Annotated in this window: 25 protein-coding genes; 4 read left to right on the plus strand and 21 right to left on the minus strand. The window is 44.3% G+C overall.

Features of this window, described 5'->3' with window-relative positions; all coding sequences use genetic code 11:
* Nucleotides 1-276: 276 nt before the first annotated feature.
* The 10 genes from JOD03_RS05080 to JOD03_RS05125 all read right to left on the minus strand — a co-directional run bounded on the left by JOD03_RS05080 (nucleotide 277) and on the right by JOD03_RS05125 (nucleotide 9,663).
* The gene (locus tag JOD03_RS05080; protein WP_204589757.1) at nucleotides 277-1,230 is read right to left on the minus strand and encodes an anti-sigma factor domain-containing protein; all 954 of its coding nucleotides are present in this window, start codon (nucleotides 1,228-1,230) and stop codon (nucleotides 277-279) included.
* Nucleotides 1,227-1,940, minus strand: a complete 714-nt coding sequence (sigI, locus tag JOD03_RS05085; protein WP_338032435.1) for an RNA polymerase sigma-I factor — start codon at nucleotides 1,938-1,940, stop codon at nucleotides 1,227-1,229. Before sigI ends, JOD03_RS05080 begins: the two co-directional genes overlap by 4 nt.
* Nucleotides 1,941-2,383: 443 nt before the next feature.
* Nucleotides 2,384-3,373, minus strand: coding sequence for a hypothetical protein (locus tag JOD03_RS05090; protein ID WP_204589759.1), 990 nt, complete (start codon nucleotides 3,371-3,373; stop codon nucleotides 2,384-2,386).
* A 223-nt stretch (nucleotides 3,374-3,596) separates the two neighbouring features.
* The gene (locus tag JOD03_RS05095; protein ID WP_204589760.1) at nucleotides 3,597-4,517 is read right to left on the minus strand and encodes a DMT family transporter; all 921 of its coding nucleotides are present in this window, start codon (nucleotides 4,515-4,517) and stop codon (nucleotides 3,597-3,599) included.
* Between the two features lie 16 nt (nucleotides 4,518-4,533).
* Nucleotides 4,534-5,976 (minus strand): sodium/pantothenate symporter, encoded by a 1,443-nt coding sequence (gene panF, locus JOD03_RS05100; RefSeq protein ID WP_204589761.1) that lies wholly within the window; start codon nucleotides 5,974-5,976, stop codon nucleotides 4,534-4,536.
* On the minus strand, nucleotides 5,973-6,233 hold the full coding sequence (locus JOD03_RS05105; protein ID WP_204589762.1) for a YhdT family protein: 261 nt from the start codon (nucleotides 6,231-6,233) through the stop codon (nucleotides 5,973-5,975). The genes panF and JOD03_RS05105 overlap by 4 nt, the downstream gene beginning before the upstream one ends.
* Before the next feature lie 191 nt (nucleotides 6,234-6,424).
* Nucleotides 6,425-7,765 carry an efflux RND transporter periplasmic adaptor subunit gene (locus JOD03_RS05110; protein ID WP_204589763.1) on the minus strand — a complete coding sequence of 447 codons (1,341 nt, stop codon included), beginning with the start codon at nucleotides 7,763-7,765 and terminating at the stop codon, nucleotides 6,425-6,427.
* The gene (locus JOD03_RS05115) at nucleotides 7,765-8,442 is read right to left on the minus strand and encodes a hypothetical protein (protein WP_204589764.1); all 678 of its coding nucleotides are present in this window, start codon (nucleotides 8,440-8,442) and stop codon (nucleotides 7,765-7,767) included. Before JOD03_RS05115 ends, JOD03_RS05110 begins: the two co-directional genes overlap by 1 nt.
* A gap of 305 nt (nucleotides 8,443-8,747) precedes the next feature.
* Entirely contained in the window at nucleotides 8,748-9,191 is a 444-nt protein-coding gene (locus JOD03_RS05120; RefSeq protein ID WP_204589765.1) for a transcriptional regulator, read from the minus strand.
* 178 nt (nucleotides 9,192-9,369) lie between these two features.
* The gene (locus JOD03_RS05125) at nucleotides 9,370-9,663 is read right to left on the minus strand and encodes a hypothetical protein (protein WP_204589766.1); all 294 of its coding nucleotides are present in this window, start codon (nucleotides 9,661-9,663) and stop codon (nucleotides 9,370-9,372) included.
* Nucleotides 9,664-9,814: 151 nt separating this feature from the next.
* Between JOD03_RS05125 and JOD03_RS05130 the strand changes: the two genes are divergently transcribed.
* From JOD03_RS05130 to JOD03_RS05140, 3 genes are all read left to right on the plus strand, one after another.
* Nucleotides 9,815-10,222 (plus strand): helix-turn-helix domain-containing protein, encoded by a 408-nt coding sequence (locus JOD03_RS05130; protein ID WP_204589767.1) that lies wholly within the window; start codon nucleotides 9,815-9,817, stop codon nucleotides 10,220-10,222.
* A gap of 97 nt (nucleotides 10,223-10,319) precedes the next feature.
* A complete protein-coding gene (locus JOD03_RS05135; RefSeq protein ID WP_204589768.1) occupies nucleotides 10,320-11,888 on the plus strand; it encodes a hypothetical protein in 1,569 nt (522 codons plus the stop codon).
* Nucleotides 11,885-14,551, plus strand: coding sequence for a DEAD/DEAH box helicase (locus JOD03_RS05140; RefSeq protein WP_338032437.1), 2,667 nt, complete (start codon nucleotides 11,885-11,887; stop codon nucleotides 14,549-14,551). Before JOD03_RS05135 ends, JOD03_RS05140 begins: the two co-directional genes overlap by 4 nt.
* An 83-nt stretch (nucleotides 14,552-14,634) precedes the next feature.
* On the opposite strand, the gene JOD03_RS05145 is transcribed toward JOD03_RS05140, so the two are convergent.
* Nucleotides 14,635-15,027, minus strand: coding sequence for a single-stranded DNA-binding protein (locus JOD03_RS05145; protein WP_204589769.1), 393 nt, complete (start codon nucleotides 15,025-15,027; stop codon nucleotides 14,635-14,637).
* A 228-nt stretch (nucleotides 15,028-15,255) separates the two neighbouring features.
* Here JOD03_RS05145 and JOD03_RS05150 point away from each other — a divergent pair, with 228 nt between their 5' ends.
* Nucleotides 15,256-15,690 (plus strand): YwpF family protein, encoded by a 435-nt coding sequence (locus JOD03_RS05150; protein WP_204589770.1) that lies wholly within the window; start codon nucleotides 15,256-15,258, stop codon nucleotides 15,688-15,690.
* Between the two features lie 366 nt (nucleotides 15,691-16,056).
* On the opposite strand, the gene fabZ is transcribed toward JOD03_RS05150, so the two are convergent.
* From fabZ to atpA, 10 genes are all read right to left on the minus strand, one after another.
* Entirely contained in the window at nucleotides 16,057-16,503 is a 447-nt protein-coding gene (gene fabZ / locus JOD03_RS05155) for a 3-hydroxyacyl-ACP dehydratase FabZ (RefSeq protein ID WP_204589771.1), read from the minus strand.
* 13 nt (nucleotides 16,504-16,516) lie between these two features.
* Nucleotides 16,517-16,813 (minus strand): DNA-directed RNA polymerase subunit beta, encoded by a 297-nt coding sequence (locus JOD03_RS05160; protein WP_204589772.1) that lies wholly within the window; start codon nucleotides 16,811-16,813, stop codon nucleotides 16,517-16,519.
* A gap of 24 nt (nucleotides 16,814-16,837) precedes the next feature.
* A complete protein-coding gene (mreB, locus tag JOD03_RS05165; RefSeq protein ID WP_204589773.1) occupies nucleotides 16,838-17,830 on the minus strand; it encodes a rod shape-determining protein in 993 nt (330 codons plus the stop codon).
* A 175-nt stretch (nucleotides 17,831-18,005) separates the two neighbouring features.
* Nucleotides 18,006-19,301: a UDP-N-acetylglucosamine 1-carboxyvinyltransferase gene (gene murA, locus JOD03_RS05170; protein WP_204589774.1), complete on the minus strand. Its 1,296-nt coding sequence runs from the start codon at nucleotides 19,299-19,301 to the stop codon at nucleotides 18,006-18,008.
* A gap of 290 nt (nucleotides 19,302-19,591) precedes the next feature.
* The gene (locus JOD03_RS05175) at nucleotides 19,592-19,828 is read right to left on the minus strand and encodes a DUF1146 family protein (RefSeq protein ID WP_204589775.1); all 237 of its coding nucleotides are present in this window, start codon (nucleotides 19,826-19,828) and stop codon (nucleotides 19,592-19,594) included.
* 241 nt (nucleotides 19,829-20,069) lie between these two features.
* On the minus strand, nucleotides 20,070-21,044 hold the full coding sequence (locus JOD03_RS05180) for a nuclease-related domain-containing protein (protein WP_204589776.1): 975 nt from the start codon (nucleotides 21,042-21,044) through the stop codon (nucleotides 20,070-20,072).
* A gap of 658 nt (nucleotides 21,045-21,702) precedes the next feature.
* Nucleotides 21,703-22,107 carry a F0F1 ATP synthase subunit epsilon gene (locus JOD03_RS05185; RefSeq protein WP_204589777.1) on the minus strand — a complete coding sequence of 135 codons (405 nt, stop codon included), beginning with the start codon at nucleotides 22,105-22,107 and terminating at the stop codon, nucleotides 21,703-21,705.
* 24 nt (nucleotides 22,108-22,131) lie between these two features.
* Nucleotides 22,132-23,547: a F0F1 ATP synthase subunit beta gene (gene atpD / locus JOD03_RS05190; RefSeq protein ID WP_204589778.1), complete on the minus strand. Its 1,416-nt coding sequence runs from the start codon at nucleotides 23,545-23,547 to the stop codon at nucleotides 22,132-22,134.
* 22 nt (nucleotides 23,548-23,569) lie between these two features.
* Nucleotides 23,570-24,427 carry an ATP synthase F1 subunit gamma gene (gene atpG / locus JOD03_RS05195; RefSeq protein ID WP_204589779.1) on the minus strand — a complete coding sequence of 286 codons (858 nt, stop codon included), beginning with the start codon at nucleotides 24,425-24,427 and terminating at the stop codon, nucleotides 23,570-23,572.
* A 35-nt stretch (nucleotides 24,428-24,462) separates the two neighbouring features.
* The gene (gene atpA / locus JOD03_RS05200) at nucleotides 24,463-25,971 is read right to left on the minus strand and encodes a F0F1 ATP synthase subunit alpha (protein ID WP_204589780.1); all 1,509 of its coding nucleotides are present in this window, start codon (nucleotides 25,969-25,971) and stop codon (nucleotides 24,463-24,465) included.
* Nucleotides 25,972-25,973: the final 2 nt, after the last annotated feature.

Consider the following 25,973-nt stretch of genomic DNA (forward strand, 5'->3'; position numbering starts at 1 on the left):
GCTACGGCAGTGAGTTCCAGGGGGAGCATAGCGGAGCCTCCTCTTGGCATACGAGAAGCTTGCACTTCTCGCCTCCACTGCGGGGTCTCCACCATACTCTGATTCCCCAGGAACTCACTACCTCCTCTTGTCGATTGAATTTAAGAGCAGTATCACTCAAAAACATTGAATGGTGACGAACGATTGGTGACAGGCACCAAATGGGAACTGCTGGTAAATGGTGACAGGCACCAAATAAAAAAAGACCCACACTTTTAAAGTGCAGATCTCGAGAGTTTAGTTGTTCCCATTCCCATTGTCTTTACCGTTTCCATTGGAATTCGAGTTTCCGTTAGAGTTCGAGTTTCCATTATTCTCAGAATTTCCGTTGGAGTTGGATTTTCCGTTTTCACCCGAATTCCCTTTAGACTGTCCCGGAGCTTTCTCGGACTTTCCAGGGGCATCTTCTGATTTACCGGGTGCACTTTCGGACTTCCCGGGTGCGTCTTCAGACTTGCCTGGATTATCACTCGATTTCCCGGGGGCTTCGTTAGACTTCCCAGGATTGTCACCTGATTTACCAGGGGCTTCTCCTGACTTACCTGGTGGCTCCTGGCCGTTTGCTGGAGTCTGTCCAGATTTGCCTGGTGCCGTTCCAGCTTGCCCCGGCGCTTCTGAGGTTTCTTCAGATGCAGATTCTTCGACTTCAACTGCTTCTTCAATTGGTGCTTCTACCTCTTGCTCTACGGGTTCTGATTGATTGGCTTGTTGTACTGCAAACTCAGCTTGTTCAATCGCATCGGCTAGTTTTGCACGAATCAGTTGATCGTGTGTCGCATCCGCTGAAAACTCTGTACCTTCTAATGTCTCAGCAAGTTCTACAAGCACTTCTTCCAATTTCCGATTTTTCAAGGCGTCCGGTTGATCATAGCCTTCCACATAAACAACCGTCCCTTCATCATCTATGCCGATTTCGATACGCTCTCCATTTTCAAGGTCTACGAAGGCATATGCTTCGGGCATATCCGTTAAGGTCGCGCCAAAGATCAGGAAAACTGTGGCTGCTACCGCTAACACTGGTGCAAGGAAGGTCGAGTTTGCTCGGAAGTAGGAAAGTTTGTATTCTGTGAAATACGTGTACTCACCAACATCGACTTCTTGATCTGGAATGCCTTTCATGAAGTCGCCTTCATCGGATAAAAAGATGCAGTAGTCTTTATTGATTTCCATCACGATTCCGTAGTGTTTCATTCTCGTCTTCCTCCTTTCACCATTGTTTTTAGAGCGGGATAATCTCCTGTCAGTAAAATGACGAGGGCAATCAAGTATTTTCGGTGACGTTCAAGTGTTTTTCGTGAGATGTCTACAAGGTCTTCGATTTGTTTCAGTGGCAATGTGTGTTTCGCTTCTAGATGTTCGACGAATTGCGGAGTGTCGGCAATAATGTGAGCAACTTCTATAATGGTCTTGCGGGAATTTTCATGTTTTGGCGCCAGTTTTGTCAGTTCATCAAATGTAAGATGAAATGGGAACAGCGCGAGTTGATACGCACTAATTTCTTCTTTTCGTTGCATGCGCAACTGATAGTCTGCAAATGTACTAACCGCTATATCGGCCATTTCAACATCCGCCGCTTCTCCCGTCAGGTGCTGCGTATGGCGTTGTTCTTTTCGGATATGGTCAATAATCCGGCGTTTAATAATCAAATGCGCAAATGTTGTAAGCTTGGCAGATGACTCCGGATTGTAATTTTCGACGGCTTCATGGAAGGCTTGATACGCGATGCTGTATTCTTCATCGTGTTCGTCTATTGCTCGCTTGCATATAAAGGAAGCTGTTTTTTTAATGTAAGGGGTGTGGGCAATGAGAAGGTCGTGCAGCGCCTCCTCATCCCCCGCCTTTGCACGCATCACGAGGTGCAGCTCGTGATTGTCGTTTTTCGAAAACAAAGAGAATCGCACTACTACCCCTCCGTTCTTTCCTATACTCATTTCTTTAATAGTACCATAGAAAAAAGCGAGGAAAAGAACTGTTCTGTTTCAGGTTTAAAGTTGAGTAGAATGCACGATACCGTTGATTTGGTTGGTGTTCTACGTAGTATTATTCGCATGGGAAAGTTGATTTATGGGGGTCTTTTTTTAGTCGAAAGTAGAATTAAGCGAAAGTGATCTGTTCAAGAAAGGTCTTTGAGACTTAGGTTCTGGCTAGTTCGGGGGAAAAGTCTCTTTAGTCGGACATTGATATCGGGTTTGCGGACATTGAATGGTCCTTTCGCGGACACTGAATCGAGTTCCGCGGACATTGCCAGTTGGGAGTGGTGACAGGCACCAAATGGAAACCGCTGGTAATTGGTGACAGGTACCGATTAAAAAAAGGAACGCAAAATGCGTCCCTTTCAAAATTGTTAGTTTTTGCCATTACCTTTTTCTTTAGCAGCAGCTTTCTTTTCTTCTGCATTAGCTTGCGCTTCGTCTGCTTTAGCTTGGGCTTTTTCTACTTTTTCTTCTGCTTTTGCTTTCGCTTCGTCTGCTTTAGCTTGCGCTTTTTCTACTTTCTCGTCTGCTTTTGATTTTGCTTCGTCTGCTTTAGCCTGCGCTTTTTCTACTTTCTTTTCGGCTTTGCCTTGAGCAGCAGCTTTCTTTTCTTCTGCTTTAGCTTTGTTTTCTTCAGCTTTTACTTTTCCTGCTACTGCAGCTGCAGGAATTTGTTTCTCTGAAGGCTCTTCTGCGACTTCTTCTTCAATTGTAGGCTCTTCAACTACTGGTTCCTCGACGACTGGTTCTTCCTCTACGGGTTCCTCGATGACTGGCTCTTCGACTGGAACTTCTTCGTTAAGTGCGTCTAGTTGAGCTTGGAATTTGTCGATGTTCGCTTGAATTGCAGTACGTGCTTGATCGCTTCCAACTTGCTCATAGACTTTTGTCATGATGGCAATCTTGAACGCAAGTTGTTCTTTTTTCATTTCAAGTTCTGTGTTTTCGTCAGTTGGTTCTTCGCCCTCAACTGGCTCTTCGCCTTCAATTGGCGTTTCACCGTCGACTGGCTCTTCCACACCTTCACCCGCTTCAAGTTCAGCAATCTTAGATTCGAAGCGTTCCACAGCTTGTGTTAAGAGTGCTGTGATTTCTTCGTCGTCAATTTGTACAATCAGTTCATTTAGTTTAGCAATGCGTTCTTCAAACACTACTTTTAGTTCTTCGTTTGAAGGCGCTGTCTCTTCGTATAAGTTATCATTCTGAACGTTTGTCAAGTCCACAACAGGAGCTGTCGTTTCCTCTATGTCGTTTAGAGAAACAGATTTGTACTCATCTGCCCAGACATATGTTGCGCCTGTTACTGTCATTGTGGCAATCATCGCTGCCGCTGTCATACGTTTCCATTTGCGTGTCTTCATGTGTCCATCACCTCATAGGAAATTTTTTCACCACCAAAGTGGTGTACGCCATCCTATTCGTGAGGAAGTATTCGATTTTTGGGGGTATAGCTGAATTTTCAGGTAATTAGACCTACCTTGCCTGGAAATGGATGTAATCCCCAAGTGGTGACAGGCACCATTTGGGAACTGCTCCCATTTGGTGCCTGTCACCCCAAAAGATCACCTCAAAAAACCACTCCCGCTAACTACTGGGAGTGGTTGATCTCGCTTTATGTTTTTTATACAGGTCTTCCGCTGCACCAGAACCGAGCATGACACCCGCCACGATGAGGAAGAAGCCGACGAAATGCCGGAGCGTGAGGATTTCTCCAAGGAAGAGACTGGAAAGAATCATCGCAAATAATGGGTTCAAATTCATGAAGATAGCCGATTGGGTAGCTCCTGCTTGCCCGATTGCATAGTTGTAAATCATGTGGCCGAGAGCTGTCGAAATCAAGCCGGATGCCAAGAAAACAGCCCAGAAAATTGGTGGAGCGTCGAGAAATTCAACCATTCCCCCTGGCTCTAGTATCAAGCTCGTCACAATCAAGCCAATCGAGCCCACGCCCATCATATAGGCCGTCATCACACGTGGGTCTAGTGTCCGAGCAGCTTTCACAACGACCATGTAGCTTAAAACTTGCGACAAAATTGAAATGAATATGTAGAAGTCTCCGATATTTGTATCAAATCCTGTGGAGCCGACCAACACCGCAATGGTGACTCCGGAAATTCCAAGTATCAGGCCTAACCACTGGAGACGTGACGGGAAGTATTTCAAGAAAATCGCTGCAGCAATCGCCGTCAGGATCGGTCCCGTTCCAAGTATCAAACCACCGGAAGTGGCAGACGTTTCTGCAAGTCCAAGGTTGAGAAATAAATGGTGGAGCAATACATTGGAAAAAGCACCGACCAAGATATATTTCCATTCCCGCTTTGTCGGTTTCCGCAAGATATTTAACACCTTTAAAATTAGAAAGACAGCAAGACTCGCCATCAAGATACGGATTCCTGTCACGGTAACAGGAGGCACGTAGGTTCCAATGAATTTCAGCATCGGAACATTGGCGCCCCAAGTAAACATAACGCCGACAAGCATCCAGTAGATTTTCACGCGGCTCATGACGCGCCTCCTCTCTTTAGAAACGATACACTTGTCGTTTTATGAGTAAACTGAACACGATGTACGCAACAAATGACACTACGACTGGAACGACCACTGTATGGATGCCGAAAAGATTTCCGTTTTCCACATTGTAAAAATGCAAGGCGATGTAGCCGAAGATTCCCGTTAGCATAGATGCAATCGCGCCATATTTATTGCCGTATTTCCAGTAGAGTCCGAGCACAATCGGCCAGATGAATGCGGCTTCTAGACCTCCGAACGCGAACAAGTTCAAGAAAATCAAAAGCTCTGGTGGATTCACTGCTAGAACGAAGACGATCGAGCCTAAAACAGCTGTCACTCCAAAACTAAGACGCTTCACCGTTTTCATCGATGCATTCGGTTGAATGTACCCGAGATAGACGTCTTTTACGACGGACGAACTGACGAGAAGTAATAGGGAATCGACCGTCGACATGATGGCCGCTAATGGCGCGGCCAACACAATCCCTGCAAGCCATGGTGGCAACACATCCAGTGCAATCAATGGTATGACTGCATCCGGAACCTCGATACCTGGCATGACCGCACGTGCGAACACACCAATCAAGTGCATGTTCAACATGATGAACCCTGTAACAATCGTCCCTATGACAAGTGCCCGGTGCATCCCGCGAGATGTTTTGTACGACATCGCTCGGACTGCTATTTGTGGAAGTCCTACGACACCGACACCCACTAAAATCCAAAAGGATGATACATAGGCGGCAGATAAATTCCCATCATTCCCGTATGGCGTTACGAGATTCGGGTTTTCCGACAACAAGTCTTGCATGATAGTTGGAATTCCGCCCCCTGCAATAATGACGGCAATCAATAAAATTGTTGTTCCGATCACCATGATTGTTCCTTGCACAGCATCTGTCAGAGCGACCGCCCGAAATCCTCCAGTCGTCACATAAACCAGGACAGCAACCACAAAAATAAAGAGTGCAGACGTGTAACTCAGTCCCGTCAACGTTTCAATGAGACGCGCACCACCGACCCATTGTGCCGTCATTGCCGAAAATAAAAAGATGACGATAGCAAATGCTGACAAGATGGCAACGAACGGACTGTTATAGCGCGCTTTCAAGAAATCAATCAGTGTCACGGCTTTATAGCGACGAGCGATGATCGCAAACTTTTTCCCGAGAATCAGAAGTACGAAATACCCCGTCACGACCTGGGTCATCGCAAGCAACACCCAGCCAAACCCCATAGTGTAAGCCGTACCGGGTCCTCCTAAAAAACTTGAAGCACTCCCATACGTGGCCACCATGGTCATCGCAAGAACAAATCCTCCGAGCTCGCGACCGCCTAAAAAGTAATCATTTAAGAAATTTCCGGAACTTCCCTTTTGTTTACTCGCAAACCAACCTGTCGCAAAGATCGCAATCAAGAAGAAGACTAGCGGGGCAATTACTTGCCAGTTCATTCGCGCTCCTCCTCTTCTTCAAACGACACTTCGGTGAGGAAGAATCTCGCAATCACAACAATTGTCAGGGCAATCAGAACAAATCCGACGATGCTGCTGTAAAAGAACCAATCCGGAAATCCTAGAATATACGTGTATTCTTCAACCGGCCGACTCCCAAGTCCGTAAGCGAAGCCAAACCACCAAAGAAAGTGAGCAATTGCAAGGCCTACACCGATTTTCGCTTCCCGGTGAGCGATTTTAAAACGAGCGTCCATGCCAACCCTTCTTTCGCTTTTCTAAATTTTGTATGTATGTGTGAAAGTATACTCTTTTTACTTAAGATGTGGAAGGTGTTCGAGAAGAATTTAAGGTGACAGGCACCAAATGGGAGCTACTTCCATTCGGTGCCTGTCACCCCATAAAGAAACAAAAAACACCCCTCAAGATTCAAGGGGTGTTCCAGACATTAGTTTTCAGCGTTCTCAGCGTCTACTTCTTCCTCTACATCTTCTTCAGTGTTAGGTACATAAGGCTTTTGAATAAGGAAAGCCATGTAATCTTTCCACCCTAGAGCTTTTACAGTTGCCCAGCTCGGAAGTTCGAGTGGTTGCGGGAAGAACGTACGTGCATTGTTACGTCGGAACGTATCATCTAGTACGATTTGACCGTTCACTAGTCCATCGTCCACAATTATGGATTGCGTTTCCGGCATATCAAATCCAATAGTAATAGGAATACGACCAATTGTTCCTTCCGTTGATATCGAGTAGACTTCTGCATATTCTTTGTTTCGTGTAATTGTCCAATCATCTCTGAGACGCATCGCCCCCGTCGCTTGATCAATTGTGATGATCGTGTTGACGTTCGCTCCAAACGGAAGGCCTTCTAAAGGTTCTGCAGGCGTCACCTGGATTTCATAAAGCGGCAGATCAGGATGTTGCTCAAACTGCCCGTGAATTTCTTTCCAGCGATTGTCGGTCACTGGCATCGTTCCTTTTCCAGCGACTTGTGCTGCATAAGATTTCGCGAGATGGGTAGAATAGGCTTGTACCGGTTGGGCGGCCTCGATTTCATGCCAGTGTTTTTCTTCAACGAATGTGACCAACGTCTGCTCGGATGGCACGATGTGGAACACAAGTTGTGTTTCAAACTCTTCTATTTGTTCAACAAATCCATCAATCGGACTCACAAACTCTAAGTTCTCTGCGGTTGAGGAAAGCTGTGCTTGTACAATTGATAGCTCCCGTTCAACTTCAGCAATTTTTTGTTCAATTTCGGCAATCGCACTATCGTATGTAGCGTCCTCTGTGATTTCTACATCGACTTCTAAATTGACAGTGACATCCACCACGTCATCTTGACTGTTTCCGGAAGAAGTGGCCCGTCCGTTGCTCGATGTAGTAGAGTTGGAACGACTCTTCGCCGTTCTCAGGCTGGACAAAACTGCTCCGAGGTCCCGAATCTCCGTTTGATACGCACCGACCATCGCATCCCATTCAGCACGAAGCGTGTCTCGTTCTGATGTATCAAGGATGGCTAACGTGTCACCAAGCGCAACTGCTGCTCCTGGTTCAACGATGACGGTTTCAAGAACGTCACGTTCAAGTGTCACTTTTAAAGTGGTAACCGGCACTGTGACCGCTTCTTTTTCAATCTCGCGTTTGAACTCTCCTTCAGCTACTCGGATATGCTCATCGATGTAATAGTTGCGTGCGATGATACTATCTTCTTTGAAAACCAAAATGGCGTTCGCAGCTAGAAAAGCTGTAATCGCAACTGCAAGACCCACTGTGTAAAACCGGCGCATTAGAAGCCACCTCCTAACACCCATGACTGTAGAGGCAATACGCTAATCAAAGCGACAACAGCTGCAAATACTGTCGTCAAAGCAAATAAAATCGCAAGAAGTACAGGAGTGGAAAGAGTTGTAAAGCGGCGTAAAAATTGCAGCTGAATCGCAAGCACGACTCCTGTGAATAAGGAGAATTGATTGAAGAAATAATGAAAGTAACTATGATCTAAAAATTGGGCCGCAACGGGACCAAACGATAAGAATGAAAGATGCGTTGTATAGCCAAGCATGACAAAGACTAAAAGTAAAACCAGTTTTTCAATCAACAAGGTTGCCACTACGTATAACTGCATGACAGCTGCAATCCGTAATGGAATTTTGGTGATGAGGTGAAGGAGCCAGCTGACTCCAAAGAAATGGAAACCAAAGTAGAGTACAGCAAATAAAATGATTCCGAGTAAGGAAATCCACCTTGCAGCAGCGTATGTATCGGTAAAACCTATCACATAAAGTGAAGTGAGAGCAGTAGTGGTCATTCCCCAACTGTTCATAACGATATATAAGAGTATGGTGCACGCAAGCACTACACTTACGCATTTTTTAAATCCACGAATCGTTTCAGTTTCAGCAAGGTTCGTGAGTAATGTGCCCCTGGTGAAAAAATAGCGCCAAAAATGAAATTCTAAAAACATGATAGACCTCCTCATCCATACAGATAATTCTAGCATATATTGGATAGAGGGATGAACGGAAACCCGAACAAATAAAGAAATTATTTTGTATGTAACTTTTATATAGGAAAGACGACTACTTTAGTAACAGAAAGGGGCGGATTACAATGCGGCAGTTGTTTGATTTGTCGTTTAGCTGGGGGGATATTCTATTTGGTTTGATTGGGTCAACTATTTCTGTGCTATTTTTACAATTTTTCTTCTAAAACAGTAAAAGCATCTATCAGACGGCGGTTCGTGTGATAGATGCTTTTTATTGAGTTGAATTATACATACGTACCTCCATCATGCTGAGTGGCTAATAATTGATAGAACAAGTCAACATCGCGTTGCGTCAGAGCGTTGTCCATCAAGCGTTCAAAGTTTTGAAGCTCCAGCTCTTGAATAAGCCCGTTCACTTCTTCGTTACTTTCTTGCTCAGCGACCGGTTGAACTAAAACTTTGAGATGGTCGTGAACGTCTGAAACAAGCAACAGTTGATACAGTGGTAACCGGATAAAGCGATTTCCTTTTTGGAATACAAACACTTCGGACAAGTTTTCGACTTGCAGTGTGTCTTTATTCAGGACAATCTCTTTGCCTTCGACCGGAATGAAGCTAAACACTTCATCATCTTTACGTAGTGAAAAGTATTGATACGCAAATACCAGGCGAATCTTATTGTCTTTTATTTCTGTGTGGAACGGTTTCATCATCTCGACATGTAGCATGTTCTCCCCCTCCTTTTATTGTTAGAATATTCTGATTGTATTAGTGTATCATATTCCCGAAAAATTGTGCATGAAAACATCTTTGTTCACAAAAAAGTAATAAAGAGCCTAGTAGCGTTGTCTAGACTCTTTCCAAGTACTTCTATTTCACAGTACGGTTTTATTTTGGACCTCTGCTTTATTGTTTACTTCTCACTTTAGAGGGTCTCATCATTGGACGCTCCGAGAAGTACCCGATTCCGGAATCATGGATCATCATAACACATTTCAATGGAAGTTCTCTTAGCTCTGTTTTTGTTAACTCCTTTTCAGTTAAAACTTCAATTTCATTTCCACAGGAAGTTGCTTTTACTTCTACATTTTTTAGATATTCGATTGCTTCCTCAGGTTCGCATTTCGTAATTTCCAGATAGACATTTTTTCGTTGAAGGTTGAGTTTGCATAGGTGAAACGTTGTTTTATACCGTGGCATTGTTCTCACTCTTTCATTAGTTATTTTATACTATATTTTGGTTATAAACTATCTCAATTGGGATTTTATGCTTTTTACCATTTCGGTAAAAAATCACTTTATCGTATACATCATCGGTATTCTTGCCATATTGGTAAGAGGAGTGAGACGCATGAAATTTCATGAAAAACTAAAGGCTTATCGGGATGAGCAATTGGATATCTCTCAAGAAGAGGCCGCAAAGCTTTTAAAGATTTCAAATGCTACACTCTCGCGCTATGAATCATCCGCGCGTCAACCTAGCTTAGAGATGATAAATTTAATTCGCTCAGTATATCGCTTGTCCGATGAACAATTTTTGAATCTGTTGACGGATGATCAAAACAATCGTAAAACTACAGAAGCTTTTGTAGAACAGGCTAAAGAATCACAAGACCGCTATTATGCACAGTTCCAACCCTTCGTTTCGGAATTGATGGCGAATGCAGACTTTAGGAATCTACTACTTCATTTACGTGAACTATCGAAAGAAGAGCGCGAGCAACAATTAAAAGAGTTCACTGATCAACTGAAAGGATGACCAAACATGGATGCGAAATTCGCAATCCATGTTTTTTCTTTGTCCAAAAGACGTTATAATGGAAGGATAGTCTTTTAGAAATGAGTGGTGAACCCCTGTGAAAGGGATGACAGTTCAGCGTCTTTTGACGTTTTATGAAGAACCTATAGAACAGTTTATGAAGCAGCTCGGTAAGTACTTGATGGCGGGTGTCGCACAAGATGAGTCGCTCGTCCGGAGTGCACAATCTTTTGTTCGGAATGGTGCCGTTCAACTTGTTGATTATAAGCCGGTCCAGCACGAAGCCGATTTTGTGGTTCGCGATGTTCAGGATGCGTACGTCCATATCTCGTTCTATGAAGAATCATCATGTTCGTGCAGTGGACGAAAAATGTGTCGCCATCAGGCTGCTGTGTTGTTTTATTTTTATCAACATATGAATTCGTTAAGCGAATGGGTGAAAACATGGCGCTCCCATGCCGACCACCAGTCGATTGCAGCCATTCAAAAAGACCGCACGCCACTCGCTTGGGAACAGTATGCTAGTACATTACTCAATCAACTCGTCATGCAAGAACATGCATCGAGCTTTTTCCTAATGGAGTTTGCGCTCGGCGATTACAAACGGCAAATGCAGCGCATTCGTCCGCTTGAACGGGAATGGCATGTACTATTTGATACGAGTGTCACCTTGATGACCCTTGTAAAGTTGTGGCCGACATTTAACAGTTTTAGTCGTGAGAATGAACGCGGTCGCGTACGGTATTATCTAGACGAAACGATTCAAGAATTGAAACACCAATTCAAGCAATTGCAGCAACAACCGCGTTTCTTTGCAGCTGATCCGTTTTATGAGCGCATCGAACGCTACGTGCGCCACTTATTAACAGATGCGGAAGGCTATTTCTCACAGCGCAGTGCTCTCTACTCACATTATTGGTCAGAACTTGGGACATCCAAGCACGCACGAGAGAAGGAACTGGCTTTCTTAGAAGCGCATTCCGAAACAAAAGATGGCAACTCGCTGCTTCAAGTCCGTCAATTGTTTTATTTCCAACTTGGTCAGACGGATCGTTTACTGAAATCGATGACAAAGATTCCTACAGATGAAGTCGCAAACTATTTGTCGCTTATTCAGTTTTCTCTTGAGGAACACCAAATCGAGATGGCCACACAAATGTTTGAACGGCTGCTTCCGGCTATTGAGGAGTATCTAGATACCGATACGCGCGCTTCCCGACTTGTGTATACACTTCGTTATATCGAACGACAGCTCGACTTGTCCGAAGAAAGTCAGGCTAAGTTTTATCGCATGCTCATTCCATTTACGCTCGAACCGTTTTCGAATTGGTTGATTGATCAAGAGCGCTATAATGATTGGGCCGATCTGCATCTTTACTGCCAAAGCGGAATCACGTATGCAGAAACATGTGGATTAGAAATTGTAAAAGACGAGGCTCCGTTTGTCCTTCTTCCTCTCTATCACATGAATGTGATGCGGGAAATTAATGAGAAGAAGCGCGACAGCTATAAACAAGCTGTGCGCTATATGAAGAAGATGAAACAGCTAGCAAAGGCTGCGAACGAGACCGTCTACTGGAATCACTACGTTCAAGAGATCCGCGAAAAATTCCGTCGCTTGCGGGCATTCCAGCAAGAAATGGAGAAAGGAAATCTGTCACTGTGAAACTATTTTCAGTTCCAATTACTGTAGAGAAACTAGATGGTGGGTTTGCGGTTTCAAGTCCAGGTAGTACGGATCGCTTGAAGACGATTCTTTTCGGAAAGCACCGTGATAGTTTTTTTGGACTTCCTATAGAAGACAAAAAGGGCAAATTCTTATTGTCGAGCTTAGATGCAATCGACTTATTGCCAAACCCATCGGATATCTATGAATTTTATGGCCATGACCCGGAATCGACGAAACACTTTGACGCGATTCAAGAAGCGGCTTCGATTTACCAAAATAAAAACCTTTGGGATCACGTACGTTTTGACGTCAATAGCCTATTCGTCACAGCTAGTGAAGACACGGCCGTCACAACTATCGTGGAGACCGCGATTTTGCAAAAAGCACGCCAAGCTGCATTTTCTTACGATGACTTAGTCAGCTTACAAGAGTATTTCAAGTCTGGCGGTTGGCCGATGGATAAAGTGCAGCAACATCCGGAAATTCACGTAGCCCTGCGTTTGATGGAGCCAGATGATATGACGGATGAGTGGATTTTGGAGACAGTCGTTCGGGGTGTGCGCAGTTCAAGTTACTGGACGCCTGCTGTGAAAAAGCGCTTCCTTCCGATTGAAGAAGCACTACCACCGAAGTGGGTTCATTTATCAGACGTCATTACAACATTCCAACGTGGTGTCATCCCGTTCGTGTCAGTGCTTGATGAGGAGTCCGAGAGCTTTTTCCACGTTGCCCTCGATGATTTACAGGTAAGAGACTTTTTGCGCCACGATTTAGCGAAACTTCAAGCGTTTGGCTATGACGTCGTGTTGCCAGCTTGGTTAAAGGAAATCAAAGAGTCGAAGATGCAGGTCCGTGCTTCTGCCAGTGCAGGTCGCTACAAGTCTGCTGCTGGCCTTGAACAAATCATTCAATTTAACTGGAACTTCTCATTAGGTGGTCAAGATATTAGCGAAGAACAGTTCCGCCAGATGGTAGAAGAAAATCGTTCGTTTATTCGTTCAGGTGATCAGTGGTTCCAAATCGATGCGCAGTGGATCCAAGAGATTCGCAAGCTGCTCGACCGTTCAGAAGAAGAGGAATGGACCGTGCGTGACTTGTTGTTCCAAGAGCTTCCGGATGAATTGACAGTGCCTGCAGAGGATGACGATTCAGATGACCCGCTCATCCAGTTCCAGCTCCATCAGTCGCTCGAGAGCTACTTGACACAGCTTCAAGAGAAGAAGGCCTTCCCAGAAATTCAGCCATCTCCTCGTTTGTTAACCGAGCTGCGTCCGTATCAGCAGCTTGGATTGAACTGGCTCGGGTTTATGCGCAAAGAGTCGTTCGGGGCGATTTTAGCCGATGACATGGGGCTTGGGAAGACGGTTCAGTTGATTGCCTACTTATTGCATGTGCATGAACAGCAGCCGGACACACCGTCTCTCATTATCTGTCCGACGTCCGTTCTTGGGAACTGGCAAAAAGAGCTTCAAAAATTCGCACCTTCTCTTCGTGTCGCGACACATTACGGCTCCAATCGTGGTGAAATCACGACGGATGCAGATGTAGTGTTAACGACGTATGGGATTGCCACACAAGATGCCGAACCGCTTCAGCGTGTTGCCTGGAGTTCGGTAACTTTAGATGAAGCGCAAAACATAAAAAATATGCAAACAAAGCAGTCACGGGCAATCCGTAAGCTGCGTGGTGTGCACCATATCGCATTGACAGGTACTCCTATTGAGAACCGATTATCTGAGCTATGGGCGATTTTTGACTTTATTCATAAAGGCTATCTCGGTTCATTTAAGTCATTCCAGGAAACGTATATGGCACCGATTGAACGAGATGAAGATGAACAAGCCAAACATCGTCTGCGGACGAAAATCCAGCCGTTCTTGTTGCGCCGCACAAAGCGGGATCCTGACTTACAACTGAATTTGCCTGAGAAGCTTGAGCAGAAAGAATACTGCGCATTGACGACCGAGCAAGCTGCACTATACGAATCTCTGATTCAAGAATCAGTGAGCCAACTCGGCAATCTCAGCGGTTTCCAGAGGAAGGGTCTAGTTCTTAAAATGCTGAGCAAGCTGAAGCAGTTGTGTAACCACCCTGCGCTCTATTTGAAAGAACCGTTTGATGAAGCGGAGACGATGCTTCAGCGATCTGCGAAACTTGCAGGAATCGTATCGCTCGCAGGTGAAATCGCTGCGCGTGGAGAACAGTGTCTGATTTTCACACAGTATATCGGCATGGGCCATCTATTGCAGCACTGCTTCAGTGAACTGTATGACATCGACAGCCCATTTTTAACAGGCAGCATGGCAAAAGGACAGCGCGACGATTTAGTTGCCTCTTTCCAGGCGGGTGAGTTTCCGATATTCTTATTATCGCTCAAGGCTGGTGGAACAGGTCTAAATCTAACAGCTGCGACTCACGTCATTCATGCCGATCGCTGGTGGAATCCGGCGGTCGAGAATCAAGCAACGGACCGTGCGTACCGTATCGGTCAGCAACAGTTCGTGCATGTGCATAAGTTTTTGACAATCGGAACAATTGAAGAGAAGATCGATACCTTACTCGAACAGAAGCAGTCGTTGTCAGACGAACTGATTCATTCGAGCCGATGGATCACGGAACTTAGTGATGATGAACTGACAGATCTTTTGACACTTTCCTGATGAATCCAGCCTCTTTGTTATCCCCATACCAAAGAGGCTGGCTTTTTTGAGAGAAACCTACACATGGCGATGTGTTAGTGTTTTTAGACTGGAGTCGTATTTGGTTTAAAATCAGCAGGAATTTCAAAACGTTCTTCGTTCATTTCTACACGGTCCGCAGGTTGTTCTTCCTTGCGTTTTGTTGCCAAGAATCGTATTTCTTCTACAATGACTTCGGTGACATAGATGCGCGTCCCTTCCTTGTCGTAGGAACGGCTATGTATCCGCCCTGTCACGCCAACGAGTGATCCTTTTCCACAATACTTGACGGTCAGATCCGCCAGTTTGCCGAAGATCGTACAGTTGATGAAGTCCGCTTCATCTTTTTTGTAGCCGTTTGGTACAGCAATCGCAAAGCTTGTCAGCCCCCTTCCATCTTGAAGTGTTCGAAGGGCTGGGTCTCTGGTCAGCCGACCGATTAGTGCAACCTTGTTCACAGTTCTCACCTCCCTTCTCGCACAGCATACTTCAGGGTGTTGAGTGCTGGCAAATGGACAAAATGGAGTTTTCATAGCCGTTTTTAGCCATTTTCGTCATTTTTCGCTGTGAAAATTTCATTTTCAGAGGAGTTTCGATGTGAAAACTTTAATTTGATCGTTTCTTAAATTTTTTTTGCGCTATGCTATACTTGTGAAAATGCAGTGATTTGGAGGCCAAACTTAGTTATGAAAACATTTAAAGTGATCGAGACATCTATTTTGAGTCAACACGAATCAAAACTTGTTCCAATCGAAGATGGTATTATCATCAATCAGGAAAACTCTTCTCGTTCCTGGGCGATCGAGTTGTTTACGACGAAAGATTTGAAACCGTATTTTGATGATTTAGTGGCTACACAAGAAATCGTAGAAGCTCGCGTTGTGATCTCATACCCTGAGAATGAACCCGCTCCGTTTGAGGTGATGGCCTACTCCGTCAAACAGGTCGGCGATTCGATTTCTGTATTGTTCCGCGGCACGTTGAAGCAAGCGCGCCGAAAGTACGCAGAAGGATTGCTTGCTGAGTTGATTGAAGATGGTTTTGAAGGCGATGCGCTTCTTGAGCGGTTTGAGAAGGCGATGAAAGAGCGGCCAGTTTTGAAAGAGGATGAGGACGCTTAAGATGTGGAGCCGACTGGTCAGAAATTGTGCGCTCTAAGACGTTGAGTTCCACTAAGTGCCCAGCACAATTTACCAATAGTTCCCAAAAGGTACCTGGACCCCATACAATTTCAACACAATTTATAATTATCCATTTTCTAACACAGGAATGCGTGGTAGCATTGCATACTTAGTGAATAGTCATGAATGTCAGAATAGTGTTTGGGACAGGTACCTATAAAAAAGGATGAAAAAACCTCCTTTCGCAAAAGACTCATCACAGCAAAGTGACTGCTGTTAGTCTGTTACAGAAAGAAGGCATTATTCGGGAGTCGCACACATTACCAAATCCTAATGGGCAGTATGAAATCGACTACACCGCACATATTAGTTTGTAGAGTCTTCAACTTTTGGTCCGATTGCAAACAAGATATCTGCTTCGCATGCAATTTCTCCATCTACTGTCGCGATGGCATGACCTTTTCCAAGAGAACCGCGCAGACGCGTTAGTTCTACTTCTAAGCGAAGTTGGTCACCTGGTTTGACTTGGCGCTTAAAGCGACAGTTGTCGATGCCTGTGAAGAAAGCGAGACGACCTTTGTACTCTGGCATTTGTAGGACGGCTGTTGCGCCCACTTGTGCTAGAGCTTCCACGATGAGGACACCTGGCATGACAGGATACCCTGGGAAGTGACCATTGAAGTAGTCTTCATTAATGGATACATTTTTTAAGCCGACTGCACGTTTTCCTTCTTCCATCTCTAAAATCCGATCGACTAGTAAAAATGGATAACGGTGTGGCAAAATCGCTTGAATTTGTTCTGTCGTCAACATACAAAATTCCCCCTTATTCAGTCGTACCATTCATAATATCAAGAATGTGTTGATAGGTTTCCCACTTTAAAGCGTCTGTTGGGTCGCCGCCACCAATAACCGCATAGCCCACTGTAAGTCCAGCAACGATTGCACCTGCAATAAAGAGAAGGACAAGGATGACGCGTAACCAAATCGGGAACATACGAATTTGGACCCAACGTGTTGGCTTTTGCGGCTTCTGCTCTGTGGTCTTCTGTTGTTCCTCATTAGTAGTTTCACGAGCAGCTTTCGCTTGCTTACGTGTCACCACTTTTTTTTCTTCTTCCATTCCATGTGCTCCTTTACATGGCCTTTAGCGTCGTGATGATTTGCTGATTCCGTCTAGAATCATACCCGTTCCAATGGCTACACAATCCATTGGATGCTCCGCTAAGAAGACCGGTACTTTAAGTTCATCTGTCAGCAAGTGATCCATCCCGTGAAGAAGTGCGCCTCCACCTGTGATGATCACACCGCGATCGATGATGTCTGCTGAAAGTTCAGGTGGTGTCTTTTCCAATACATTTTTACATGCTTGGACGATGACAGCGACCGACTCATGCAGCGCTTTTTCAATTTCTTCTGAAGCGATGGTAATCGTACGTGGTAAGCCTGTCACCATGTCGCGTCCACGAATCTCCATTGTTTCGTTTCGACCTCCTGGATAGACTGTGCCGATTTCCATCTTTATAGTCTCTGCTGTTCGTTCTCCGATCAACAGTTTGTATTCACGCTTGATGTACTGCGAAATGTCATGGTCAAATACATCGCCTGCCACTTTGATGGACTCAGAAGTCACGATGTCCCCCATTGAGAGTACAGCAACGTCTGTCGTGCCTCCACCAATGTCGACAACCATGTTACCACTTGGTTGGTAGATGTCCATTCCCGCACCAATTGCAGCTACTTTTGGTTCTTCTTCGAGGTAGACTTTTTTCCCGCCAGATTTTTCCGCTGCTTCGCGGATTGCTTTTTGCTCAACACTTGTAATATTGGTTGGACAGCAAATCAGGATACGAGGCTTCGTGAACATACCTTTTACGTTCAGTTTATTGATGAAATGCTTCAGCATTTTTTCCGTTACATCAAAGTCAGCAATGACACCGTCTTTTAAAGGACGAATTGCCACAATATTTTCAGGAGTACGTCCTAGCATTTTACGCGCTTCTTCGCCTACAGCGATTACTTGGCGCGTTTGTCGGTTCAGCGCAACTACGGATGGTTCGTTTAAAACTATCCCTTTTCCTTTTACATGGATCAGCACGTTGGCTGTACCCAAATCTATGCCTATATCTTTTGAAAACATTCTCGTCGGGGTCTCCCTTCCCAGCCTATCTCTCTTAGGTATCTCAACTTTTAATTTTATCACACTATTTGTCGAAACGTATAATTTTTTTGAGGATTGCGTCTTTTAAAAGCATAAAAAAACAGCCCCTCTATGCAGAGAAGCTGTTTGAAATTATATAGGATAGTATATGGAATTAGACCGGTTGTACTTCGCGTTCTACTGTCTCTGTACCAACTCGTTCAACGTCTGCCCCTAATGCTGCTAGTTTCTTGTCAAAATTCACATATCCACGATCTAAGTGTTTCAATTCTGTAACACGAGTTACACCATTTGCTACAAGTCCCGCTAGGATAAGTGCTGCAGCTGCACGTAAATCTGTAGCGGCTACTTCTGCACCTTGTAAGTCTGATGGGTTCTCCATGATTACTGAACGTCCTTCGATCTTCAAGTTTCCATTCATGCGTCGGAATTCTTCGACGTGCATGAAGCGATTCTCAAATACCGTTTCCGTGATAATGCCTGTACCATGAGCCGTCATCATTAATGCCATCATTTGTGATTGCACGTCTGTTGGGAATCCTGGGTGTGGCATTGTCTTGATATCTACTGATTTCAGTTCGCCTTCTGCTTTAATACGAAGACCCGCTTCAGTCTCAGTGATTTCAACGCCCATTTCCTGCATCTTCGAGATAAGTGCTGTCATATGTTCTGGAACCGCATTTTCGATTGTTACATCGCCACGTGTGATAGCAGCTGCTACCATGAACGTTCCCGCTTCGATGCGATCAGGAATGATTGTGTGTTCTGCACCTGTTAGTTCAGCCACACCTTCAATTTTGATTACGTCTGTACCAGCACCTTTTACTTTACCACCCATGTTGTTGATAAAGTTTGCTAAGTCGACGATTTCTGGCTCTTTTGCAGCGTTCTCGATAACAGTTGTACCTTCAGCAAGTGCTGCAGCTGTCATGATGTTTTCTGTTGCACCAACGCTTGGGAAATCGAGATAGATCTTCGCCCCTTGAAGGCGTCCTTCCGTGCGGGCTTCTACAAAACCTTGACCGAATGAGATAGTCGCTCCCATTGCTTCGAAACCTTTTAAGTGTTGATCGATTGGACGACTTCCAATTGCACAGCCACCTGGAAGTGCTACACGAGCAAACCCATTACGCGCTAAGATTGGCCCCATGACAAGGATAGATGCACGCATTTTGCGAACATACTCGAATTGCGCTTCGCTTTCGAGTGGTGCTGTCGAATCAATGATTACTTGATTCATTTCAGGTTTGTAGTCGATTGTTGTATTGAGGCTGCGAAGAACCTCGTTAATTGTATTTACATCTGCAAGAGATGGTACTTCATTGATGATGTTCTTTCCTTTTGAAGCGAGGAGTGCTGCAGCAAGTACTGGTAACACTGCATTTTTAGCTCCTTCTACTCTTACGTTTCCTGTTAAAGCGCGCCCGCCTTTTACGATAATTTTATCCAATTTGGTTACCTCCAAAGAATTGACATGGCCTTCATATATACATTCACATACGGAATTTGTTGAAATTAGGGTATTAAAACACAATTTACATCATACAATGAAATGAGAAGTCTGACAAGTAACTTAATCCCCTAATTTCACAAGTCTAGTTGCAACTATAGTATGTGTTTTCTCTCTCTAATGTTCAGCTAACTTTTAGATACCCTGGTACATTCTACTTAAACATGATACGACAGATTATTTCCCGGGAAATAGAAAATTCTCGAGCGCCGTCGAACTATGGACGCATCCTAGAATAAGTATTGGAGCTGGGATGACCAGTTCATGAGTTGTAAGAAGAAGTTTCCAGCCGTTGTACCGATAACTAAGCTAAGCAAAATCATCATCACTTGGACTTGAAATACATGGCCTTTTTTAAACACAACATCTAGTCGAACACTTTGCAGTCCATAGAAAGCAATGGCTATGAAAAAGAGATGGACACTGATGGCAATTATTGATTCAATCGCTAGATCTGTTGCTAACACAAGCTCTCTCTCCTTTCACATACTTCTCATTATACCTATAGTTTATGAGAATTTGGTGAGAGCCTTTGAAGAAGTTGTGAAACTTTTCAAAAACGAGTTAACTAGTAGGTGATTCGCAGTCTTTTGTCGTTTTATGGGGGTTGGGTTTGGCGTTTTTAGAAAGGGTTGAAATAATTGAGGTTTGGTTTAGAGGAACGTGGGGAGCCGTTCCCGTAGGTTAGGTTAAAATGCGCTTAGTTATTTATTTGGGCAAAGAGTAATATGTCGATTTTCCACTGCCGGATTTGGTGCAGTTTAGTTTGGTGAGGGCTCTGATAATACCGAATCTTGTTCTTACAGAAAGATGAGTTTGTATTTGACTACGTTTTAATTCAGGACCAAGTATTCCAAATAACCCTATTATCGAATTAGTGAATATGTCTTTATCAGTTTTATTGCATGAATTACAACTGAATATAGAAGAATTCCGTAGTGAATACATATTGCTTTCACAAATTTCGCAAAAAATCCCTTGTCGCAAACTCATACTGTCAATAGAATATCGAGTGGCCAAAGAGATTTGTTTGTAATTATTATTTAGTGAATTAAGTCTTTTTACTATTTTTTGAAAAGTAATCTTATCTACTTTTTCAGGTGATTTATTCAAATTTTCTATATAGAAATCTATTTGATTTTTATATAGAATTTTTGCGTTTTTAGGATAGGATGAAACGTGTGCTGAACTGTTACAAAAAACAACTGCTGCATGCACCGGCAGATTTGTAGTAATTTTACAAACTATATTGGAAAGTGCATTTGTGTTTCTAATTATTTGATGGATCGGACAGTCCAATTTCTCTTCAACACCATCATAGGTTCGAATAATTTGTGCAGGATTCTCTTGGAACTCAATATGACCACGAATGTTCTTAATTTCTAGTAGTAAAATGTAGCGATTCGTTACTATTAGCGTATCCATCTGATAGTAGGTTCCAAACGTTGATTGGGTATGAAAATTGGGGATAATCGTGTGGAGGCTAGGGAAAGGAATGGTTTCTAGAAGTCGATCGATTTTCTTTTCGCCATCAAATCCAGCCTTGCTAGAAGCATAGAGTTTTGAAAAATAGGCCTTGTCTTTAGTGTTTTCTTTAGGAATTCTGATAGTCAATTCTTTAAGTGATAATAAGTATTGCGAATTGTCGCGGATTATGGGTTTACACTTTTGAAAACTTGTCATAACATTCCTCCTTAAATTCATTTTATCTAACAATATGAGGAAATCAAATTTTTAGCGAATTTATTTACTTTAGCAGAGTGCTTCAGGGGTTTTGTGTGCAACTTTCGCCGTTTTGTGATGCACTTTTCGCTGTAGGTGATGTACTTTCGCGATTTGCTGCTAGTGCGGAGTCTTTGTGTGCAACTTTCGCCGTTTTGTGATGCACTTTTCGCTGTAGGTGATGTACTTTTACGATTTGCTGCTGGTGCGAAGTCTTTGTGTGCAACTTTCGCCGTTTTGTGATGCACTTTTCGCTGTAGGTGATGTACTTTCGCGATTTGCTGCTGGCACATAGACCACTTACCCAAAGACCTTCCTAGCAAAAGCCCTTCAACACTCCAAGCCCTTATGTCCCAAAGCCCTTCCAAACAAAAGCCCTTCAACACTCCAATCCCTTATGCCCCAAAGCCCTCCCTAGCAAAAGCCCTTAACACTCCAAGCCCTTATGTCCCAAAGACCTTCCTAGCAAATAGCCCTTCAACACTCCAAAGCCCATATGTCCCAAAGACCTTCCTAGCAAATAGCCCTTCAACACTCCAAAGCCCTTATCTCCTCAAGCTCTTAAGAAATCCGCACTAAAAAACCGCACCCCCAAAACTGGGAGTGCGGCGAGTGGATCTTACATATTACCCTCTTTAACGTTGATACGATTCATGGCACGCTGTAACGCAAGTTCCGCACGCTTGAAATCGACGTTATCTTGTTTAGACTGCACGCGTTCTTCCGCACGACGAAGTGCTTCTTTAGCACGAGCAGCGTCAATAGATTCAGCAAGCTCTGCAGAAGGTGTCAAAACTGATACCTGCTGAGGGCGAACTTCAACGAAGCCGCCGCTGATAGCAACATACTCGACTTTGCCATCACGCTTGAGCTTCACTGCACCAATTTCAAGAGGTGCGACCATTGGAATATGCCCTGGCAAAATCCCAACTTCACCTGTGACCGTTTTGGCGATCACCATATCTACTTGACCATCGTATACTGGGCCGTCTGGAGTGACAATATTGACTGTTAATGTCGGCATTTGCTTTCCTCCTGGTCCCGTGTATTAGGCTTCTACACCCATAGCTTTAGCTTTTTCGATTACTTCTTCGATGCGTCCAACTAGACGGAATGCATCTTCTGGAAGGTGGTCGTATTTGCCTTCAAGGATTTGTTTGAACCCTTGAACTGTTTCTTTAACTGGTACGTAAGAACCTTGTTGACCTGTGAACTGCTCCGCTACGTGGAAGTTCTGAGACAGGTAGAACTGGATACGACGTGCACGGTTAACTGTTTGCTTGTCGTCATCTGATAACTCGTCCATACCTAGGATGGCGATGATATCTTGAAGCTCACGGTAACGCTGTAAAGTAGACTGAACTTGACGAGCTACTGTGTAGTGCTCTTCTCCAACGATTTCCGGAGAAAGTGCACGTGAAGTAGAAGCAAGTGGATCTACCGCAGGGTAAATACCCATTTCAGAAAGTTTACGCTCAAGGTTAGTAGTTGCATCTAAGTGAGCGAATGTTGTTGCTGGAGCTGGATCCGTGTAGTCATCGGCTGGTACATAGATCGCTTGGATCGATGTTACAGAACCTGTTGACGTAGACGTGATACGCTCTTGCAGTTGACCCATTTCCGTTGCAAGTGTTGGCTGGTAACCAACGGCAGATGGCATACGACCTAGAAGTGCCGATACCTCAGAACCTGCTTGCGTGAAGCGGAAGATGTTGTCGATGAAGAGAAGTACGTCTGCACCCTGCTCATCACGGAAATACTCAGCCATTGTCAAACCAGATAGAGCTACGCGCATACGTGCTCCAGGTGGCTCGTTCATTTGACCGAATACCATTGCTGTTTGTTTGATTACGCCAGAATCGCTCATCTCGTGGAATAAGTCGTTTCCTTCACGTGTACGCTCACCAACACCTGCGAATACAGAGATACCCGCGTGCTCTTGAGCGATGTTGTTGATTAGTTCTTGAATAAGAACTGTTTTCCCTACTCCGGCACCACCGAAGAGACCGATTTTACCACCTTTGATGTATGGCGCTAAAAGATCTACTACTTTGATTCCAGTTTCAAGAATTTCAACTTCTGTTGAAAGGTTTTCGAAAGTTGGTGCTAGACGGTGGATTGGATCACGACGTTCTGAAGTCGGGATTTCTTCTCCTAAGTCAATAACTTCTCCTAATACGTTGAATACGCGACCAAGTGTTGCGTTTCCAACTGGAACAGAGATAGCTGCACCCAAGTCTGTTACTTCCTCGCCACGCTTCAAACCATCTGTTGAAGACATTGCGATTGTACGAACTGAATCGTCCCCTAAGTGTAACGCTACTTCTAGTGTTAGTGTAGAAGGCGCTTCATTTGGACGCTCGATCGCTACAGTTAATGCATTGTAGATTTCTGGTAGTTGGCCGTTGCTGAACTTTACGTCAACAACCGGTCCCATTACCTGTAGAACATGTCCTTTGTTCACTACTGTTCCCTCCTGTCTTACTCTATTCTAATGCTGCCGCTCCGCCAACGATCTCCGTAATTTCTTGCGTGATCGCAGCTTGACGCGCACGGTTATATACTAATGTCAAACTATTGATTAAATCGGATGCATTGTCTGTTGCACTCTTCATTGCTGTCATACGTGCAGCATGTTCACTTGCTTTTCCGTCGAGTAACGCACCGAAGATTAAGCTCTCAGCGTACTGCGGAAGCAATACTTCTAAGATCGCTTCAGGAGACGGCTCGAATTCATACGATGCTGTTCCTGCTTCTGGTGCGATATCCGTTAATGGCAGTACCTTTTTCTCAGTGACTTCCTGAGAAATGGCACTGACAAAGTGGTTGTAGTACATATAAAGTTCATCATACGTACCTTCTGTGAACATACCAACAGCTTTGCGTGCAATCTCTTTAATGTCTGCGAAAGACGGCTGATCCGGAAGTCCAACTTCCGACTCAATCACGTTCGCTCCGCGTTTTGCAAAGAAGTCACGACCCATACGTCCGATTGCAAAGATGACGTACTCATCAGCTGATGCATGACGAGTGTTGATTGCCGTTGTTACCGCACGTAGAACGTTCGCATTGTAAGCACCTGCTAGACCACGGTCAGATGTGATGACGAGGTAAGCAGTCTTTTTGACAGGACGAGACGTGAGCATTGGGTGACTTGCGTCAGCTGAACCGGATGCAATCGCTGCAACGACTTCTTGAATTTTCCCCATGTAAGGAACGTATGCTTTTGCATTCGTCTCTGCACGGTTCAATTTCGAAGCCGAAACCATTTGCATGGCTCTTGTGATCTGACTAGTTTTCTTTGTAGACGTAATTCGATTTTTTACATCGCGTAATGATGCCACTGGTATTTCACCACCTTATCGTTTTTTATTCGAACTTATTCGCTTGCTGCAAATGTCTTTTTGAACTCGTTGATAGCGTTCACTAGATCTTCGTCTGCAGGAAGGTCTTTAGTTGTACGAATGTGATCTAAAACGTTTGTGTGGTTTGAATCTAACCAGCTAAGAAGTTCGTTTTCGAAACGACGAACATCATTTAATGCTACATCGTCAAGAAGTCCACGTGTTAGAGCGTAAAGAATGATAACTTGCTTCTCAACTTTGATAGGTGAGTTCAAGTCTTGCTTCAATACTTCAACAGTACGTTGACCACGGTTAAGTTTTGCTTGAGTAGATGCATCTAGATCTGAACCGAACTGAGCGAATGCTTCTAGTTCACGGAAAGCCGCTAAGTCAAGACGTAGTGTACCTGCTACTTTTTTCATTGCTTTGATCTGGGCAGAACCACCAACACGTGATACAGAAAGACCTGCGTTGATTGCTGGACGTACACCAGAGAAGAATAAATCAGACTGTAAGAAGATCTGACCATCTGTGATTGAGATTACGTTTGTTGGAATGTAAGCTGAGATATCCCCTGCTTGTGTTTCAACGAACGGTAATGCAGTGATTGAACCTGCACCAAGTGTTTCATTCAACTTTGCAGCGCGCTCAAGTAGACGGCTGTGTAAGTAGAATACATCCCCTGGATATGCTTCACGACCTGGAGGACGTTTTAATAGTAGTGAAAGCTCACGGTAAGCCGCAGCTTGTTTAGAAAGATCATCGTACACGACAAGAACGTGCTTGCCTTGGAACATGAATTCTTCTGCCATCGTTACACCTGCATAAGGAGCTAGGTATAGTAATGGAGATGGTTGAGAAGCCGAAGCTGTTACAACGATTGTGTAATCTAATGCGCCTTTTTTACGTAAAGTTTCTACTACGTTACGTACAGTAGATTCTTTTTGTCCAATAGCAACATAGATACAGATCATGTTTTGGTCCGCTTGGTTAAGGATCGTATCGATCGCAACAGATGTTTTACCTGTTTGACGGTCACCGATGATTAACTCACGCTGTCCACGACCAATTGGCACTAGTGCATCGATCGCTTTAATACCTGTTTGAAGTGGCTCGTGAACCGATTTACGCGCCATAACACCTTGTGCTGGGCTTTCGATTGGACGAGTTGTTGTTGTTTCGATAGGACCTTGCCCATCAAGTGGCATACCAAGTGGGTTTACTACACGCCCGATAAGCGCTTCTCCTACTGGTACTTCCATAATACGGCCTGTACGACGTACTTCATCGCCTTCTTTGATGTCTGTGTATGGTCCAAGGATAACGATACCTACGTTGTTTTCCTCAAGGTTTTGCGCCATACCAAGTACACCTGTTGAGAACTCAAGAAGCTCTCCAGCCATGACGTTGTCGAGACCATGAGCACGAGCGATACCGTCACCGACTTGGATAACTGTACCCACATCGCTTACTTTCATTTCAGATTCGTAGTTTTGAATCTGCTGCTTAATCAAGACACTGATTTCTTCAGCTTTGATGCTCATGT

The organism is Chryseomicrobium aureum, from assembly GCF_016909155.1.
Classification (GTDB): domain Bacteria; phylum Bacillota; class Bacilli; order Bacillales_A; family Planococcaceae; genus Chryseomicrobium; species Chryseomicrobium aureum.

Bases quoted from the DNA above. Each gene is read 5' to 3' on its own strand.
- JOD03_RS05095 (WP_204589760.1), bottom strand. From the start codon at position 4,517: ATGAGCCGCGTGAAAATCTACTGGATGCTTGTCGGCGTTATGTTTACT.
- JOD03_RS05110 (WP_204589763.1), bottom strand. From the start codon at position 7,765: ATGCGCCGGTTTTACACAGTGGGTCTTGCAGTTGCGATTACAGCTTTT.
- JOD03_RS05130 (WP_204589767.1), top strand. From the start codon at position 9,815: ATGAAATTTCATGAAAAACTAAAGGCTTATCGGGATGAGCAATTGGAT.
- atpA (WP_204589780.1), bottom strand. From the start codon at position 25,971: ATGAGCATCAAAGCTGAAGAAATCAGTGTCTTGATTAAGCAGCAGATT.
- JOD03_RS05185 (WP_204589777.1), bottom strand. From the start codon at position 22,107: ATGCCGACATTAACAGTCAATATTGTCACTCCAGACGGCCCAGTATAC.
- JOD03_RS05160 (WP_204589772.1), bottom strand. From the start codon at position 16,813: ATGGAAGAAGAAAAAAAAGTGGTGACACGTAAGCAAGCGAAAGCTGCT.
- mreB (WP_204589773.1), bottom strand. From the start codon at position 17,830: ATGTTTTCAAAAGATATAGGCATAGATTTGGGTACAGCCAACGTGCTG.
- JOD03_RS05080 (WP_204589757.1), bottom strand. From the start codon at position 1,230: ATGAAACACTACGGAATCGTGATGGAAATCAATAAAGACTACTGCATC.
- JOD03_RS05115 (WP_204589764.1), bottom strand. From the start codon at position 8,442: ATGTTTTTAGAATTTCATTTTTGGCGCTATTTTTTCACCAGGGGCACA.
- JOD03_RS05125 (WP_204589766.1), bottom strand. From the start codon at position 9,663: ATGCCACGGTATAAAACAACGTTTCACCTATGCAAACTCAACCTTCAA.
- JOD03_RS05150 (WP_204589770.1), top strand. From the start codon at position 15,256: ATGAAAACATTTAAAGTGATCGAGACATCTATTTTGAGTCAACACGAA.
- JOD03_RS05105 (WP_204589762.1), bottom strand. From the start codon at position 6,233: ATGGACGCTCGTTTTAAAATCGCTCACCGGGAAGCGAAAATCGGTGTA.
- JOD03_RS05180 (WP_204589776.1), bottom strand. From the start codon at position 21,044: ATGACAAGTTTTCAAAAGTGTAAACCCATAATCCGCGACAATTCGCAA.
- JOD03_RS05090 (WP_204589759.1), bottom strand. From the start codon at position 3,373: ATGAAGACACGCAAATGGAAACGTATGACAGCGGCAGCGATGATTGCC.
- panF (WP_204589761.1), bottom strand. From the start codon at position 5,976: ATGAACTGGCAAGTAATTGCCCCGCTAGTCTTCTTCTTGATTGCGATC.
- JOD03_RS05120 (WP_204589765.1), bottom strand. From the start codon at position 9,191: ATGCTACATGTCGAGATGATGAAACCGTTCCACACAGAAATAAAAGAC.
- fabZ (WP_204589771.1), bottom strand. From the start codon at position 16,503: ATGTTGACGACAGAACAAATTCAAGCGATTTTGCCACACCGTTATCCA.